We start from the raw sequence: 15,687 nt of genomic DNA, 5'->3' as shown, positions 1-15,687 counted from the left end.
CTTGGTAGTCTTGCGGCGCCTGAGTTTTGCAAAATCCAGCTTGTCCTTTTGTGCACTCGCCAATCAATGAGGCCTTCGCTATGACCGCTCCCACTGCAATTCGCCGACTCAACGCTGCCGACCCGGATTTCGCCCAGCATCTGGATCATCTGCTGAGCTGGGAAAGTGTCTCTGACGACTCGGTCAATCAGCGGGTGCTGGACATCATCAAGGCGGTACGCGAGCGCGGCGACGCGGCGCTGGTGGAGTTCACCCAGCGCTTCGATGGCCTGGAAGTGGCCTCCATGGCCGACCTGATCCTGCCGCGCGAGCGCCTGGAGCTGGCCCTGACGCGGATTACCACCGTGCAGCGCGAAGCCCTGGAAAAAGCCGCGGCGCGGGTGCGCAGCTACCACGAGAAACAGAAACAGGACTCCTGGACCTACACCGAGGCCGACGGCACGGTGCTCGGGCAGAAGGTCACGCCGCTGGACCGCGCCGGCCTGTATGTGCCGGGGGGCAAGGCATCCTACCCGTCCTCGGTGCTGATGAACGCGATCCCGGCCAAGGTCGCGGGCGTCACCGAAGTGGTGATGGTGGTGCCGACCCCCCGTGGCGAGGTCAATGAACTGGTGCTGGCCGCCGCCTGCATCGCCGGGGTCGACCGGGTGTTCACCATCGGCGGCGCCCAGGCCGTGGCCGCGCTGGCCTATGGCACCGAAAGCGTGCCCCAGGTGGACAAGGTGGTCGGCCCGGGCAACATCTATGTAGCCACCGCCAAGCGCCACGTGTTCGGCCAGGTGGGTATCGACATGATTGCCGGTCCGTCGGAGATCCTGGTGGTCTGCGATGGGCAGACCGATCCGGACTGGATCGCCATGGACCTGTTCTCCCAGGCCGAGCATGACGAAGACGCCCAGGCGATCCTGGTCAGCCCGGATGCCGAGTTCCTCGACAAGGTGGCCGCGAGCATCGCCAAGCTGCTGCCGACCATGGAGCGCGCCGAGATCATCAACACCTCGATCAACGGCCGTGGCGCCCTGATCAAGGTCCGCGACATGCAACAGGCCATCGAAGTGGCCAACCGCATCGCTCCCGAGCACCTGGAGCTGTCGGTGGCCGACCCGCAGGCCTGGCTGCCGCAGATTCGCCACGCCGGGGCGATCTTCATGGGCCGTCACACCTCCGAAGCCCTGGGCGACTACTGCGCAGGCCCGAACCATGTGCTGCCGACTTCCGGAACCGCGCGTTTCTCTTCGCCGTTGGGCGTGTATGACTTCCAGAAGCGCTCGTCGATCATCTTCTGCTCCGAGCAGGGGGCGTCCGAGCTGGGCCGCACCGCCTCGGTGCTGGCCCGAGGCGAGTCGCTGACCGCCCATGCCCGCAGCGCCGAATACCGTATCGTCGACGACCAAGATCAGGGGCAATGAACATGAGCAAATTCTGGAGTCCGTTGGTCAAGAACCTGGTGCCCTACGTACCGGGCGAGCAACCCAAGCTGACCAAGCTGGTCAAGCTCAACACCAATGAAAACCCCTACGGTCCCTCGCCCAAGGCCCTGGCGGCGATGCAGGCCGAGCTCAACGACAACCTGCGTCTGTACCCCGATCCCAACAGTGACCTGCTCAAGCAGGCAGTGGCCAGCTACTACGGAGTGCAGGGCAACCAGGTGTTCCTCGGCAACGGCTCCGACGAAGTCCTGGCGCACATTTTCCATGGCCTGCTGCAGCAGCAACTGCCACTGCTGTTCCCGGACATCAGCTACAGCTTCTATCCGGTGTACTGCGGCTTGTACGCTATCGATTTCGAAGCGGTGCCCCTGGACCAGCAGTTCCAGATCCGCGTGGCCGACTACGCCAAGCCCAACGGCGGGATCATCTTCCCCAACCCGAATGCGCCCACCGGCTGCCTGCTGGCCCTGGACGCGGTCGAGCAGATTCTCAAGGCCAGCCCGGATTCGGTGGTAGTGGTCGACGAAGCCTACATCGACTTTGGCGGCGAGAGTGCCATCTGCCTGGTGGATCGCTACCCGAACCTGCTGGTCACCCAGACCCTGTCCAAGTCCCGTTCCCTGGCCGGGCTGCGGGTGGGCCTGGCGGTGGGGCATCCGGACCTGATCGAGGCCCTGGAGCGGGTCAAGAACAGCTTCAACTCCTACCCGCTGGATCGCCTGGCGATCGTCGGCGCGGCAGCAGCCTTCGAGGATCGCGAATACTTCGCCAAGACCTGCCAGCAGGTCATTGACAGCCGCGAGTGGGTCGTAGCGCAACTGCAGGCCAAGGGTTTTGAAGTACTGCCATCGGCGGCCAACTTCATTTTCGCCCGGCACCCGCAGCACGACGCGGCGGGCCTGGCGACCAAACTGCGTGAGCAAGGGGTGATCGTGCGTCACTTCAAGCAGGAACGGATCGCCCAGTTCCTGCGCATCAGCATTGGCACGCAGGAGCAGAACCAGGCCCTGATCGACGCTCTGGGAGAGCTCTAAGCCGCAAGCCGCAAGCTTCTAGCTAGAAACTTGCCGCTTGCAGCTGCTGCCCCCGGCAGCCCTCATTCGTGATGCGGCTGGCCAAGGAAGGTCAGGGAGCTGAACAGTCCGCGGGAGGCTACATCGGGGTTGTCCTTGAGGGGCACTTCGACTTGCGCGGCAATCACGTTCAACCCCTCGTTGCGCACCACCACCTGGGCACGGCCCTGGGCATCGGTCTCGGTGCTCAGGGTGTTCGGTGCATTGCGGTAGTCACCCACCAACTTCACCCCTGCGGCGGGCTGGCCATCGAGCAGCACCCGCACCGGCAGGCTGTTGCCTGGCCCCACCAGCAGCGGGTCGGTCTCGGGAATGATCACCAGCTTGAGCTGATCAAGCTTGGGCAGTTTTGCCGCGGGCTGATAGATCGCCAGGCTGTACTTGAAGGTCTGGGTCGACTCGATGGCATCGGGCACTTTGCTGCGGCCCAGGTTGACCCAGCGCTTGTCTGCGGTTTGCGACCACATGCCATTGTCGAGTGCGACCGCAAGGGTCGCAGGCGGTTTGAGCGGCTGCAGGCGCGCATGGTCCGCCAGGCGCTGTACTGTCACCGGGATCATTTTTGCGCTGCTGTCGTAGGCCCAGGCCCCGCTGATCTTCTGTGCCTTGAAGGCATCATCCTCGGCGCCATGGCCGTAGATCACCTCGATGTTGCCTCGTCGTTGTTCAGTCCACAGGCCATGGGCCGAGGCCTGGCTGGCGTTCAAGACGCCCAGCAGTCCCAGCAGGAAGATTGATTTGCGCTGTTGCATGGGGATTCCCTTCTACAGGTTGAGTGTCAGGCTGACGGTGAAGTTGCGCGGTTCGCCGGGGTTGACCCAGTAGTTGCTGTAGGAACGCTCGTAGTACTTCTCGTCGAACAGGTTATTCAGGTTCAGGCCCAGGGTCAGGCTGTCGCTGGCCTTGTAGTGGGCCAGCAGGTCCAGGGTGCGATAGGCCGGGAGTTCGAAGCGGCCACCCGCCTCGCCCGAGCGATCACCGACATAGGTCAGGGCCGCGCCGATATCCGAGCCTCGCAGCAGGCCGTGCTGGAATTCGTAGACCCCGAGCAGGCTGCCGCTGTGCTTGGCCACTCCGAGAATTCTGCTGCCGGCGGGGATCGTCGGATCGCCCTTGGTGACTTCGGCATCGATCAGCGCGTAGGCGCCTATCACTCGCACGGCGTCGGTCAACTGGCCGCTGAACTGCAGGTCGAAGCCCTGGCTGCGGGCCTTGCCCATGGCGCGGCTGGAGTCGGTGCCGGGGTCCAGGGCCAGAACGTTTTCCTTGTCGATGTGGAAGGCGGCGAGGGTGGCGCTCAGGCGCTCGTCGAACAGTTCGCTCTTGATGCCCACTTCATAACCTATGCCCTCTTCTGGCTTGAACGACTTGCCGCCGGCATCCAGCCCGTTGTTGGGTTTGAACGAGGTGGAGGCGTTGGCGAACAGGCCCACTTGCGGGGTCAATTGGTACAGCAGGCCGGCGCGCTGGGTGAGGGCGTCGTGGGTCTGGCGGCTGCGGTTGCCGTTGGTGTGATCGTCGATCCTCTGCTCGAAATGCTCGAAGCGTGCCCCGAGCATGCCTCGCCAGCGCTCGGTGAAGATGATCTGGTCCTGCAGGTTCAGTGCCTGGCTGTGCACCTGCTCGAAGAAGTCGCTGCCCGAGCGTTTGCCGTTGGGCTTGGGCTGCCCGTAGATCGGGTCGTAGATGTCGATCGGGTAGGTGCCCCCGGCGATGGTGGTGACCCGTTCGTTCTTGCGGTAGTTCTCGTATTCGCTGCCGATCAGCAACTGGTGCTGCCAGCTGCCAAGGTCGAACAGGCCATGCAGCTCCAGCTGGGTGATGCTGTCGTGCCAGTTGTTGTCCCGTTCGCGGTAGCGTCGGTTGACCGTGTGCAGGTTACTGTTCAGCGGGCGCGATTCCGAGGCAAAGCCCCACAGCTTGCCTTCCTTGTAATGGCTGGCCAGGCGCAGCTTCCAGTTGTCGTCGAGGTGATGCTCCAGCGTCGCCTGGAGCAGGTTGTTGTGGTTGTCGATATTGCCGTCGTTGGGTTCGCCAAGGAAGGTCGAGCGGGATACGCCGCTCCAGCGATTGTCGGGCGCGACGATGCCGCGATCGAAAGTCGAGCTATGACGCACGAACTCGCTTTCCAGCAGCAGGCTGGTGTCCGGATTCAATTGCCAACTGAAGGAGGGGGCGACCAGCACTCGGCGGCTGTCCACGTGGTCGCGGAAGCTGTGGTTGTCCTCCACCGCCAGGTTGACCCGTGACAACAGCTGGCCTTCGGCGTCCAGTGGGCTGTTGAGGTCCAGGGCGGTTCGGTAGCGATCCCAGCTGCCGGCGCTGGTCTGCAAGGTGGCGAAGGCTTCGGGTTGGGGTTTCTTGGTCACGATGTTGACCGTGCCGCCCGGGTCGCCGCGGCCGTAGAGGCTGGCAGCCGGCCCCTTGAGCACTTCGATGCGCTCGATGGTGGCGGCGTCCGGGGTACTGGGATAACCCCGGTTGGCGCTGAAGCCATCCTTGTAGAACTCCGAGGTGGTGAAACCACGGATGCTGTACTCATACAAGGTCAGGCCGCCGAAGTTGTTCTGCTTGGAAACGCCACCGGCGAACTCCAGGGCGCGCTCGACATTGCCGCTGCCCAGGTCCTTGAGCACGCTGGCGGGGATCACGCTGATGGACTGCGGGATATCGCGGATCGCCGTATCGGTCTTGGTGGCGCTGGCCGAGCGCGTGGCCCGGTAGCCCTTGACCGGCCCCGTTGCGGATTCGTATTCGGTACTGATACGGGTGGTTTCGAGTTCGAGGGGCCGGGGCTCTTCAGCGAGCAGGGGATCGGCCAGCAGGCCCAGGGCCAGGCCTGCCAGGGGAAGTATTGTTCGGGACGTCATGGGGCTGTTCCAATAGCGATATTGAAACAATATAACATGACTAATGAGAGTGTATGCTTTTAGCCCGGCCTGGCCGGGCGCAGCGTCACTCTTCTTCTTTGACCGGCGCGGGCGGTGGCCGTAGACCGATTTCCGCGGTCAGCTTGAGTTCCTTGCCGTTGCGCATCACCTGGATCGCGACTTTCTCGGTGGGCTTGATCCGCGCCACCTGGTTCATCGAACGGCGGCCATCACCGGCAGGTTCACCGTCGATGCTGAGGATCACGTCACCCAGTTGCATGCCGGCCTTCTGTGCCGGGCCATCACGGAAGATACCGGCCACGACGATGCCCGGGCGTCCGGCCAGGCCGAAGGACTCCGCCAGCTCCTGGGTCAGGGGTTGTACTTCGATGCCCAGCCAGCCACGGATCACTTGGCCGTGCTCGATGATCGACTTCATCACCTCCATGGCCAGCTTGATCGGGATGGCGAAGCCAATGCCCTGGGAGCCGCCGGACTTGGAGAAGATCGCCGTGTTGATCCCGGTCAGGTTGCCGTTGGCGTCCACCAGCGCGCCACCGGAGTTGCCCGGGTTGATCGCGGCGTCGGTCTGGATGAAGTCTTCGTAGTTGTTCAGGCCCAGCTGGTTGCGCCCGGTGGCACTGATGATGCCCATGGTCACGGTCTGGCCGACGCCGAACGGGTTGCCGATGGCCAGCGCGACGTCACCGACGCGCACGTTTTCCGAGCGCCCGACGGTGATCGACGGCAGGTTCTTCAGGTCGATCTTGAGCACTGCCAGATCGGTTTCCGGGTCGCTGCCGATGACTCGGGCCAGGGTTTCACGGCCGTCCTTGAGCGCTACCACAATCTGCTCGGCACCGGAGGTCACGTGGTTATTGGTCAGCAGATAGCCTTCGGGGCTCATGATCACCCCGGAGCCCAGGCTTGACTCCATGCGCTGCTGCTTGGGCAGGTTGTCACCGAAGAAACGCCGGAACTGCGGGTCTTCGAACAGCGGATGAGCGGGTTTGTTGATGACCTTGGTGGTGTACAGGTTGACCACCGCAGGCGCCGCGATCACCACCGCATCGGCGTAGGACACCGGGCCCTGCTGGGTGCTGGTGGTTTGCGGAGCTTGCTGCAGGTTGACGTCCAGGCTGGGCAGGCCGACCCATTGCGGGTAACGCTGGATGATCAACAACGCGATAAGCACGCCGGCCAGTAGCGGCCAGCCAAAAAAACGCAGAGCCTTGAGCATTGAGCAAGTCCTGGGTGGTTACGAAGGGCTGCGCACGGCCCATAATGTCGCGCATTATACGAGGCCGCGCGCGCCTCTGAACGGGATATTTAGGAGTCTTTTATGGCCGTTGCCCTGAGCACACTGGTGGAAGAAGCGGACCGCTACCTGGGCAGTTCACGCATCGCTGACTATTGCCCCAATGGCCTGCAGGTGGAAGGGCGGCCGCAGGTCATGCGCATCGTCAGCGGCGTCACAGCCAGCCAGGCGCTGCTGGACGCGGCAGTGGAGGCCAAGGCCGATCTGGTGCTGGTGCATCACGGCTACTTCTGGAAAGGCGAGAACCCCTGCATCACCGGCATGAAGCAGCGTAGGTTGAAAACCCTGCTCAAGCACGACATCAGCCTGCTGGCCTATCACCTGCCCCTGGACCTGCACCCGGAGGTGGGCAACAACGTGCAGTTGGCCCGGCAGCTGGAGATTACCGTCGAAGGCCCGTTGGACCCGGAAAACCCCAAGATCGTCGGCCTGGTAGGGTCGCTCGGCGAGCCCATGACCCCGCGGGACTTTGCCCGCCGGGTACAGGAAGTCATGGGCCGCGAGCCCTTGCTGGTCGAAGGCAGCAAAATGATCCGCCGGGTCGGCTGGTGCACCGGTGGCGGCCAGGGCTACATCGACCAGGCGGTGCAGGCCGGCGTCGACCTGTACCTGAGCGGCGAAGCCTCGGAGCAGACCTTCCACAGCGCCCGGGAAAACGACATCAGCTTCATTGCTGCCGGTCACCACGCCACTGAACGTTATGGCGTCCAGGCCCTGGGCGACTACCTGGCCCGGCGCTTCGCCCTGGAGCACCTGTTCATCGACTGCACCAACCCAATCTGAGCCCATGCGGGAGCCGGCTTGCTGGCGAAAAGATCTTCAGCCTTGAGGTGCGCCCGTAAGCGCCTTCGCTGGCAAGCCAGCTCCTACGCCGGCCTTTGGCTCAGGGGCTTTGGCGCCTAACCGGGCGGTATATTCATATATCGTTTCGTTCTAGTTGGCGTCCTGATTAGAAGCAGGTCGCTGTGCTAGCATGCCCCGCTCGAACACGGCCCGATGGCCGTCCATAAGAAAGCTTTCGTGAGTAGCCATGGTCGACAAACTGACGCATCTGAAACAGCTGGAGGCGGAAAGCATCCACATCATCCGCGAGGTGGCCGCCGAGTTCGACAACCCGGTGATGCTGTACTCCATCGGTAAAGACTCCGCCGTGATGTTGCATCTGGCCCGCAAGGCGTTCTTCCCCGGCAAGCTGCCGTTCCCGGTGATGCACGTCGACACCCAGTGGAAATTCCAGGAAATGTACAAGTTCCGCGACCGCATGGTCGAGGAACTGGGCCTGGAGCTGATCACCCACGTCAACCCGGATGGTGTGGCCCAGGGCATCAACCCCTTCACCCACGGCAGTGCCAAGCACACCGACATCATGAAGACCGAGGGCCTCAAGCAGGCCCTGGACAAATACGGCTTCGATGCCGCCTTCGGTGGTGCTCGTCGCGATGAAGAGAAGTCCCGCGCCAAGGAGCGCGTCTACTCGTTCCGCGACAGCAAGCACCGCTGGGACCCGAAGAACCAGCGCCCCGAGCTGTGGAACGTCTACAACGGCAAGGTCAACAAGGGTGAGTCGATCCGCGTGTTCCCGCTGTCCAACTGGACCGAGCTGGACATCTGGCAGTACATCTACCTGGAAGGCATCCCGATCGTGCCGCTGTACTTCGCCGCCGAGCGGGAAGTGATCGAGAAGAACGGCACCCTGATCATGATCGATGACCAGCGCATCCTCGAGCATCTGTCCGATGAAGAGAAAGCCCGCATCGTCAAGAAGAAAGTACGTTTCCGTACCCTTGGCTGCTACCCGTTGACGGGCGCGGTGGAGTCCGAGGCCGAGAGCCTGACGGACATCATCCAGGAAATGCTCCTGACGCGAACTTCCGAGCGCCAGGGCCGGGTCATCGACCACGATGGCGCAGGCTCGATGGAAGACAAAAAACGTCAAGGGTACTTTTAAGCTTCAAGTTACAAGCGACAAGCTGCAAGTTAGAAGCGTGATGCGTAGCTTGCAGCTTGATGCTTACAGCGGGTTGCTGTGAGCCAGCATCGAGTGACTCGTCATGGACTTCGAGAAACTGGTTGTTTGGCAGAGAAGCAAGGCTCTGGCGGTAGATATCTATAGAGAGATGGCACGATGTGAGGACTTTGGTTTCAAGAATCAAATCACTCGCTCGGCACTCTCGGTGCCCTCCAATATCGCTGAAGGTATGGAGCGACGTAGTGCCAGGGAGAAATGCTGGTTTCTCTGGATTGCAAAAGCTTCCAACGGGGAGTTGCGCACGCAGATCATCGTCGGCAGTGAGATTGCCTACATAGCAAAGCCGCTGGCTGAAAATTGGATTAAAGAAACTCGCGAGCTTTCCAAAATGCTCTGCGGCTTGATCAAAAAAATTTCTGACTAGCTGTACGCCGACAAGCTTGCCGCTTGAAGCTTACAGCTTGGAGCTTGAACGCTATGAGCCATCAATCTGATTTGATCAGCGAGGACATCCTCGCTTACCTGGGCCAGCACGAACGTAAAGAGCTGCTGCGCTTTTTGACCTGCGGCAACGTCGACGACGGCAAGAGCACCCTGATCGGGCGCCTGCTGCACGACTCGAAGATGATCTACGAAGACCATCTGGAAGCCATCACCCGGGACTCGAAGAAGGTCGGCACCACCGGTGACGACATCGACCTGGCGTTGCTGGTGGATGGCCTGCAGGCCGAGCGCGAGCAGGGCATCACCATCGATGTCGCCTACCGCTACTTCTCCACCGCCAAGCGCAAGTTCATCATCGCCGACACTCCCGGCCATGAGCAGTACACCCGCAACATGGCCACCGGTGCTTCCACCTGCGACCTGGCGATCATCCTGGTGGACGCCCGCTACGGCGTGCAGACCCAGACCCGCCGCCACAGCTTCATCGCCTCTTTGCTGGGCATCAAGCACATCGTCGTGGCTATCAACAAGATGGACCTCAAGGACTTCGATGAAGGCGTGTTCGAGTCGATCAAGGCCGACTACCTGAAGTTTGCCGAAGGCTTGAAGATGCAGCCTACCAGCCTGCATTTCGTCCCCATGTCGGCGCTCAAGGGCGACAACGTGGTGAACAAGAGCGAGCGTTCGCCGTGGTACCGCGGGCAGTCGCTGATGGAGATCCTCGAGACCGTGGAAGTGGCCGGTGACCGCAACTTCACCGACCTGCGTTTCCCGGTGCAGTACGTCAACCGTCCGAACCTGAACTTCCGTGGCTTTGCCGGCACCCTGGCCAGCGGCGTCGTGCACAAGGGCGACGAAGTCGTGGTGTTGCCGTCGGGCAAGAGCAGCCGGGTGAAATCCATCGTCACCTTCGAAGGCGAGCTGGAGCAGGCCGGTCCCGGCCAGGCCGTGACCCTGACCATGGAAGACGAGATCGATATCTCCCGTGGCGACCTGCTGGTGCACGCTGATAATGTGCCGCCCGTGACCGACAGCTTCGAAGCCATGCTGGTATGGATGGCCGAAGAGCCGATGCTGCCGGGCAAGAAGTACGACATCAAGCGCGCCACCAGCTACGTGCCGGGCTCGATTGCCAGCATTGTCCACAAGGTCGATGTGAACACCCTGGAAGAGGGCGCGGCCAGCGCGCTGCAGTTGAACGAGATCGGCAAGGTCAAGATCAGCCTCGATGCGCCGATCGCCCTGGACGGCTATGAAAGCAACCGCACCACTGGCGCGTTCATCGTCATCGATCGCTTGACCAACGGCACCGTCGGCGCGGGCATGATCATCGCCCAGCCAGTGGCCCATGGCAGCGCCACCCATCATGGTCGGCAGGCCCATGTAGCCACTGAGGAGCGCGCCCAGCGCTTCGGCCAGCAGCCGGCCACGGTATTGTTCAGCGGCCTGTCCGGCGCGGGCAAGAGCACCCTGGCCTATGCCGTGGAGCGCAAGCTGTTCGACATGGGGCGTGCGGTGTTCGTCCTCGATGGCCAGAACCTGCGCCATGACCTGAACAAGGGCCTGCCCCAGGACCGTGCCGGGCGTACCGAGAACTGGCGGCGTGCGGCTCAGGTGGCCCGTCAGTTCAACGAAGCCGGCCTGCTGACCCTGGCGGCCTTCGTGGCGCCGAGCGCCGAAGGCCGCGAACAGGCCAAGGACCTGATCGGCAAGGAGCGTCTGCTGACGGTCTACGTCCAGGCATCGCCTGCGGTGTGCGCCGAGCGTGATCCACAGGGCCTGTATGCGGCCGGCGGGGACAACATCCCGGGCGAGTCCTTCCCTTATGACGTGCCGCTGAATGCCGACCTGGTGGTCGACACCCAGTCGCTGTCCCTGGAAGAGAGCGTCAAGCAGGTGCTGGATCTGCTGCGTACTCGCGGCGCGATCTAAGCCACGCAAGCAGCGCCAGGCTCAAGCTGGAAGCTGCAAGAAAAAGCCCGCAGTCGAGTGATCGGCTGCGGGCTTTTTTGTGCGCTTCAGATAGCGTTCGCCGGCCAGCCGGCTCCTGCGGACCTCTGTGCAGGAGCTGGCTTGCCAGCGAAGAGGCCCTCAGGGTTTGGCCGGATACTCCCGATGCAGCACTTCCAGCAGCGCATCCTTGGCCAACCACTGCTGGTTGATCCAGGCCTGGAATTCCTGACGATAGGCGGTGTCCTGCTCGTAGTTCTTGCCAATGAACTGCGCTGGAATCCGCACTTCCTCAAAACGCACCACCACCTCCTTGACCTGGCCGCACAGCAGGTCCCAGAAACCGGGGCGGCCGGCTGGGTAGTGGATGGTCACGTCGATGATCGATTGCAACTGCTCGCCCATGGCATCCAGGACAAAGGCGATGCCACCGGCCTTGGGCTTGAGCAGGTAACGGAATGGCGACTGCTGCTGGGCGTGCTTGGCTTCGGTGAAGCGTGTGCCTTCGACGAAGTTGAAGATGCCCACCGGGTTGTTGCGAAACTTCGCGCAGGTATTGCGGGTGGTTTCCAGGTCCTTGCCCTTTTTCTCCGGGTGTTTTTCCAGGTAGGCCTTGGAGTAGCGCTTCATGAAGGGAAAGCCCAGGGCCCACCAGGCCAGGCCAATCACCGGTACCCAGATCAGTTCCTGCTTGAGGAAGAACTTCAGCGGGCGGATGCGCCGGTTGAGCACGTACTGCAGGACCATGATGTCGACCCAGCTCTGGTGGTTGCTGGTGACCAGGTAGGAGTGCTGGTAGTCCAGGCCCTCCAGGCCGCTGAGGTGCCAGCGGGTGCGGCACACCAGCTTCATCCAGGCCTTGTTGTTGCTGATCCAGGCTTCATGGGTGTGGTTCATCAGCCAGTGGGTAAAGCGCTGGGTGAGGGCGAAGGGCAGAGCCTTGAAGATCGCCACGCAGAACAGGAACGAGCACAGCAGGATGGTGTTCAGCGCCAGGAGCAGCGAGGCGATGATCCCGCGTACGGCAGCAGGTAGAAATTCCAGCATTTAGACATCCATAGGTCGGTTGGCGGCTTGAATTGCAGTCAGGGCGATGGTGTAGACGATGTCGTCCACCTGGGCGCCGCGGGGCAGGTCGTTCACGGGCTTGCGCAGGCCTTGCAGCATCGGCCCCAGGCTCACGCAGTCGGCGCTGCGCTGCACGGCCTTGTGAGTGGTGTTGCCGGTGTTCAGGTCGGGGAACACGAACACCGTGGCCTTGCCCGCCACCTGGCTGTTGGGGGCCAGCTGCCGGGCAACGTTCTCGTTGGCTGCGGCGTCGTACTGCAACGGCCCATCGATCAACAGCGAACGCTGGGACTCGTGGGCCAGCAGGGTCGCTTCGCGGACCTTTTCCACTTCTTCGCCGCTGGCCGAATCACCGCTGGAGTAGCTGATCATTGCCACTCGCGGGGTGATGCCGAAGGCCGCCGCCGAGTCGGCGCTCTGCAGGGCGATCTCCGCCAGTTCGCTGGCGCTGGGGTGCGGGTTCATCACGCAGTCGCCGTAGACCAGCACCTGCTCGGGGAACAGCATGAAGAACACCGAGGACACCAGGGTGCAGCCCGGGGCGGTCTTGATCAGTTGCAGGGCCGGGCGGATGGTGTTGGCGGTGGAGTGGATGACCCCGGATACCAGGCCGTCCACTTCATCCAGGGCCAGCATCACCGTGCCGATCACCACCGGGTCTTCCAGTTGCTGCTCGGCCATGGGCGCGTTGAGGCTCTTGCTCTTGCGCAGGGCCACCATGGGTTCGACGTAGCGTTCGCGGATCAGGTCCGGATCGAGGATCTCCAGGCCTTCCGGCAGTTCGATACCCTGGGCCCGGGCCACGGCGTGCACGTCTTCCGGCTTGGCCAACAGCACGCAGCGGGCAATGCCCCGGGCCTGGCAGATGGCAGCGGCCTGCACGGTCAGGGGTTCGCTGCCCTCGGGCAGGACGATGCGCTTGTTGGCTTCCTGGGCCCGCTGGATCAACTGATAGCGGAACACCGCCGGCGACAGGCGCATTTCCCGCGGGGTGCCGCAGCGCTGGTGCAGCCAGTTGGCGTCCAGGTGGCTGGCGACGAAGTCGGTGATGATTTCCGCACGCTCGCGGTCATCGATGGGGATTTCCTTGTTCAGGCCGTTGAGCTGGTTGGCGGTGTCGTAGGAGCCAGTGCTCACCGACAGCACCGGCAGGCCGGCGTTGAAGGCGCCACGGCACAGCTCCATGATCCGTGGGTCGGGCAGGGTGTCGCTGGTCAGCAGCAGGCCGGCCAGGGGCACGCCGTTGATGGCCGCCAGGCTCACCGCAAGGATGATGTCGTCGCGGTCGCCCGGGGTCACCACCAGTACTCCGGGCTTGAGCAGCTCCACGGTGTTGCGCATGGTGCGGGCGCAAATGATGATCTTGGTCATGCGCCGGCTTTCGTAGTCGCCGGCGTTGAGCACCTGGGCGCCCATCAGGTCGGCCACATCGCGGGTGCGCGGGGCGTTCAGTTCCGGCTGGAAGGGAATGCAGCCCAGCAGGCGGAAGTCACCGCTGCGCAGCAGCGGCGAGTGTTCCTTGAGGCGGGCGGAAAACGCCTCCATGCTTTCGTCGGTGCGCACCTTGTTGAGGATCACCCCCAGCACTTTCGGGTCCCGGGGGCCGCCGAACAACTGGGCCTGCAACTCGACTCGCCCGGACAGTTCGGTGAGCACTTCGTTTTCCGGCGCGGACACCAGGATCACCTCGGCATCCAGGCTTTTCGCCAGGTGCAGGTTGACCCGGGCGGCATAGCTGGCGCTGCGGGTCGGCACCATGCCTTCGACGATCAGCACGTCCTTGCCGATGGCCGCCTGCTGGTACAAGGCGATGATTTCTTCCAGCAACTCGTCCAGCTGGCCGTCGCCGAGCATCCGCTCCACCTGGGCCAGGCCCAGGGGTTGCGGTGGTTTCAGGCCGTGGGTGCGGGCCACCAGCTCGGTGGAGCGCTCGGGGCCGGTGTCGCCCGGGTGAGGCTGGGCAATGGGCTTGAAGAAGCCGACCTTGAGGCCGGCCCGTTCCAGGGTACGCACCAGCCCGAGGCTGATGGAGGTCAGACCCACACCAAAATCGGTGGGCGCGATAAAAAAAGTTTGCATGCGAATTCTCAAGAAGGTGCATGGCAAGGGCGACGGTCTTTGGCCGTCTGCCTGCTAGTCAGACGCTTAGGTTATCGTTTCCCGCGTCTTGAGCACACCAGCCGCAAGCAAAGGGCTGGCCTATTTTTTCTGCCCGCCGCTGTGGGTCCAGGACCCAGGCACGGGATTGCCAGGGCGGCTGGTGACGCAGGTGCTGGGTGTGCCCGCAGGACAGTTCAGCCACCCAGTGGCCGTGCTCATCCTGATGAAAACCGCAGATTGTCGAGTGTTTTTTCGCTTTCCGTTTGTCCGGGTTCCGTTCGCTTTCGAGCGATTGCTTCGCTAAACTTGGACGTTCTTCATTCTTATGCAAAAGGTCCCGCCCCATGCTGATCGCCGCCAATAAGGCTGTCTCCATCGACTATACCCTCACCAACGACGCTGGTGAGGTCATCGACAGCTCTGCCGGCGGCGCCCCGCTGGTTTACCTGCAAGGTGCAGGTAACATCATTCCTGGCCTGGAAAAGGCTCTGGAAGGCAAGCAGGTCGGTGACGAACTGAAGGTTTCCGTTGAACCTGAAGATGCCTACGGCGAATACGCTGCCGAACTGGTCAGCACCCTGAGCCGCAGCATGTTCGAAGGCGTTGACGAGCTGGAAGTGGGCATGCAGTTCCACGCTTCTGCTCCGGACGGCCAGATGCAGATCGTGACCATCCGCGACCTGGACGGCGACGACGTCACCGTCGACGGTAACCACCCATTGGCCGGCCAGCGCTTGAACTTCCAGGTCAAGATCGTTGCCATCCGTGACGCCAGCCAGGAAGAAGTCGCTCATGGCCACGTCCATGGCGAAGGTGGCCATCAGCACTGATTTCTGCGCTAAGCTCAAGTTTGCTGGAAAGGCGCCCGAGGGCGCCTTTTTAGTCCGTGGCTTTTGGCTGTACTGTCGAGAGGCTGTTTTCTGTAAGAACACAGGAATTTGGAGTTCGTCATGAGTGCTTTTCACGACCTTAAATTGAAAGCCCTGGATGGTCAGGAGCTGCCGCTCGCGCCCTTCAAGGGGCATGTCGTGCTGGTGGTCAACGTCGCCTCCAAATGTGGTCTGACACCACAATATGCGGCGTTGGAGAATCTCTATCAGCAATACAAGGGCCAGGGATTCAGCGTGCTGGGCCTGCCTTGCAATCAGTTCGCGGGACAGGAGCCGGGCACCGAGCAGGACATCCAGGAGTTCTGCAGCCTCAACTACGGGGTGAGTTTTCCCTTGAGCAGCAAGCTTGAGGTCAACGGTCCCGAGCGTCATCAGTTGTACCGTCTGCTGGCGGGCGAGGGGGCCGAATTTCCGGGGGACATCACCTGGAACTTCGAAAAATTCCTGGTGGGCAAGGACGGCCGGGTCTTGGCGCGTTTCTCGCCACGCACTGCGCCGGATGATCCCACTGTGGTCCAGGCGATCGAGAAAGCGCTGAGTTGAAGCCATCGCCGGGCGCATTCGCCCGGCCCGTT

14 protein-coding genes are annotated in these 15,687 nt (G+C 62.5%); 8 read left to right on the top strand and 6 right to left on the bottom strand.

Translation table 11 applies throughout. The features are described 5' to 3' along the window. Positions 1 to 80 precede the first annotated feature (80 nt). The gene (gene hisD / locus U873_RS0131140) at positions 81 to 1,409 is read left to right on the top strand and encodes a histidinol dehydrogenase (RefSeq protein ID WP_025131979.1); all 1,329 of its coding nucleotides are present in this window, start codon (positions 81 to 83) and stop codon (positions 1,407 to 1,409) included. A 2-nt stretch (positions 1,410 to 1,411) separates the two neighbouring features. Continuing rightward, the gene (gene hisC, locus U873_RS0131135) at positions 1,412 to 2,464 is read left to right on the top strand and encodes a histidinol-phosphate transaminase (RefSeq protein WP_025131978.1); all 1,053 of its coding nucleotides are present in this window, start codon (positions 1,412 to 1,414) and stop codon (positions 2,462 to 2,464) included. Between the two features lie 62 nt (positions 2,465 to 2,526). On the opposite strand, the gene U873_RS0131130 is transcribed toward hisC, so the two are convergent. The 3 genes from U873_RS0131130 to algW form a co-directional block, all read right to left on the bottom strand. Then, entirely contained in the window at positions 2,527 to 3,255 is a 729-nt protein-coding gene (locus U873_RS0131130; protein WP_025131977.1) for a DUF4198 domain-containing protein, read from the bottom strand. Between the two features lie 12 nt (positions 3,256 to 3,267). Then, positions 3,268 to 5,373 carry a TonB-dependent siderophore receptor gene (locus U873_RS0131125; RefSeq protein WP_025131976.1) on the bottom strand — a complete coding sequence of 702 codons (2,106 nt, stop codon included), beginning with the start codon at positions 5,371 to 5,373 and terminating at the stop codon, positions 3,268 to 3,270. An 85-nt stretch (positions 5,374 to 5,458) separates the two neighbouring features. Further along, a complete protein-coding gene (algW, locus tag U873_RS0131120) occupies positions 5,459 to 6,613 on the bottom strand; it encodes a Do family serine endopeptidase AlgW (RefSeq protein WP_025131975.1) in 1,155 nt (384 codons plus the stop codon). Between the two features lie 102 nt (positions 6,614 to 6,715). Between algW and U873_RS0131115 the strand changes: the two genes are divergently transcribed. The 4 genes from U873_RS0131115 to cysN all read left to right on the top strand — a co-directional run bounded on the left by U873_RS0131115 (position 6,716) and on the right by cysN (position 11,036). Next, on the top strand, positions 6,716 to 7,474 hold the full coding sequence (locus tag U873_RS0131115; RefSeq protein ID WP_025131974.1) for a Nif3-like dinuclear metal center hexameric protein: 759 nt from the start codon (positions 6,716 to 6,718) through the stop codon (positions 7,472 to 7,474). Positions 7,475 to 7,721: 247 nt separating this feature from the next. Continuing rightward, on the top strand, positions 7,722 to 8,639 hold the full coding sequence (cysD, locus tag U873_RS0131110; RefSeq protein WP_025131973.1) for a sulfate adenylyltransferase subunit CysD: 918 nt from the start codon (positions 7,722 to 7,724) through the stop codon (positions 8,637 to 8,639). A gap of 103 nt (positions 8,640 to 8,742) precedes the next feature. Beyond that, entirely contained in the window at positions 8,743 to 9,084 is a 342-nt protein-coding gene (locus U873_RS0131105; RefSeq protein ID WP_025131972.1) for a four helix bundle protein, read from the top strand. A gap of 53 nt (positions 9,085 to 9,137) precedes the next feature. Then, entirely contained in the window at positions 9,138 to 11,036 is a 1,899-nt protein-coding gene (cysN, locus tag U873_RS0131100; protein ID WP_025131971.1) for a sulfate adenylyltransferase subunit CysN, read from the top strand. Between the two features lie 159 nt (positions 11,037 to 11,195). On the opposite strand, the gene U873_RS0131095 is transcribed toward cysN, so the two are convergent. From U873_RS0131095 to U873_RS35590, 3 genes are read right to left on the bottom strand one after another with little or no spacing between them, the layout of a single operon-like run. After that, complete coding sequence (locus U873_RS0131095) at positions 11,196 to 12,101, bottom strand: acyltransferase (protein ID WP_025131970.1); 906 nt, start codon at positions 12,099 to 12,101, stop codon at positions 11,196 to 11,198. Beyond that, complete coding sequence (gene pta / locus U873_RS0131090; RefSeq protein WP_025131969.1) at positions 12,102 to 14,201, bottom strand: phosphate acetyltransferase; 2,100 nt, start codon at positions 14,199 to 14,201, stop codon at positions 12,102 to 12,104. It lies immediately after the preceding gene. 58 nt (positions 14,202 to 14,259) lie between these two features. After that, a complete protein-coding gene (locus U873_RS35590) occupies positions 14,260 to 14,598 on the bottom strand; it encodes a DUF3565 domain-containing protein (protein WP_081818740.1) in 339 nt (112 codons plus the stop codon). Between U873_RS35590 and U873_RS0131085 the strand changes: the two genes are divergently transcribed. After that, positions 14,567 to 15,052 (top strand): peptidylprolyl isomerase, encoded by a 486-nt coding sequence (locus U873_RS0131085; protein WP_025131968.1) that lies wholly within the window; start codon positions 14,567 to 14,569, stop codon positions 15,050 to 15,052. The genes U873_RS35590 and U873_RS0131085 overlap by 32 nt on opposite strands. A gap of 120 nt (positions 15,053 to 15,172) precedes the next feature. Continuing rightward, a complete protein-coding gene (locus U873_RS0131080) occupies positions 15,173 to 15,655 on the top strand; it encodes a glutathione peroxidase (protein ID WP_025131967.1) in 483 nt (160 codons plus the stop codon). The last annotated feature ends 32 nt before the right edge of the window (positions 15,656 to 15,687 follow it).

The sequence above is a fragment of the Pseudomonas sp. PH1b genome, assembly GCF_000633395.1.
Taxonomy (GTDB): domain Bacteria; phylum Pseudomonadota; class Gammaproteobacteria; order Pseudomonadales; family Pseudomonadaceae; genus Aquipseudomonas.
This window is presented reverse-complemented; position numbering and strand designations above follow the sequence as displayed.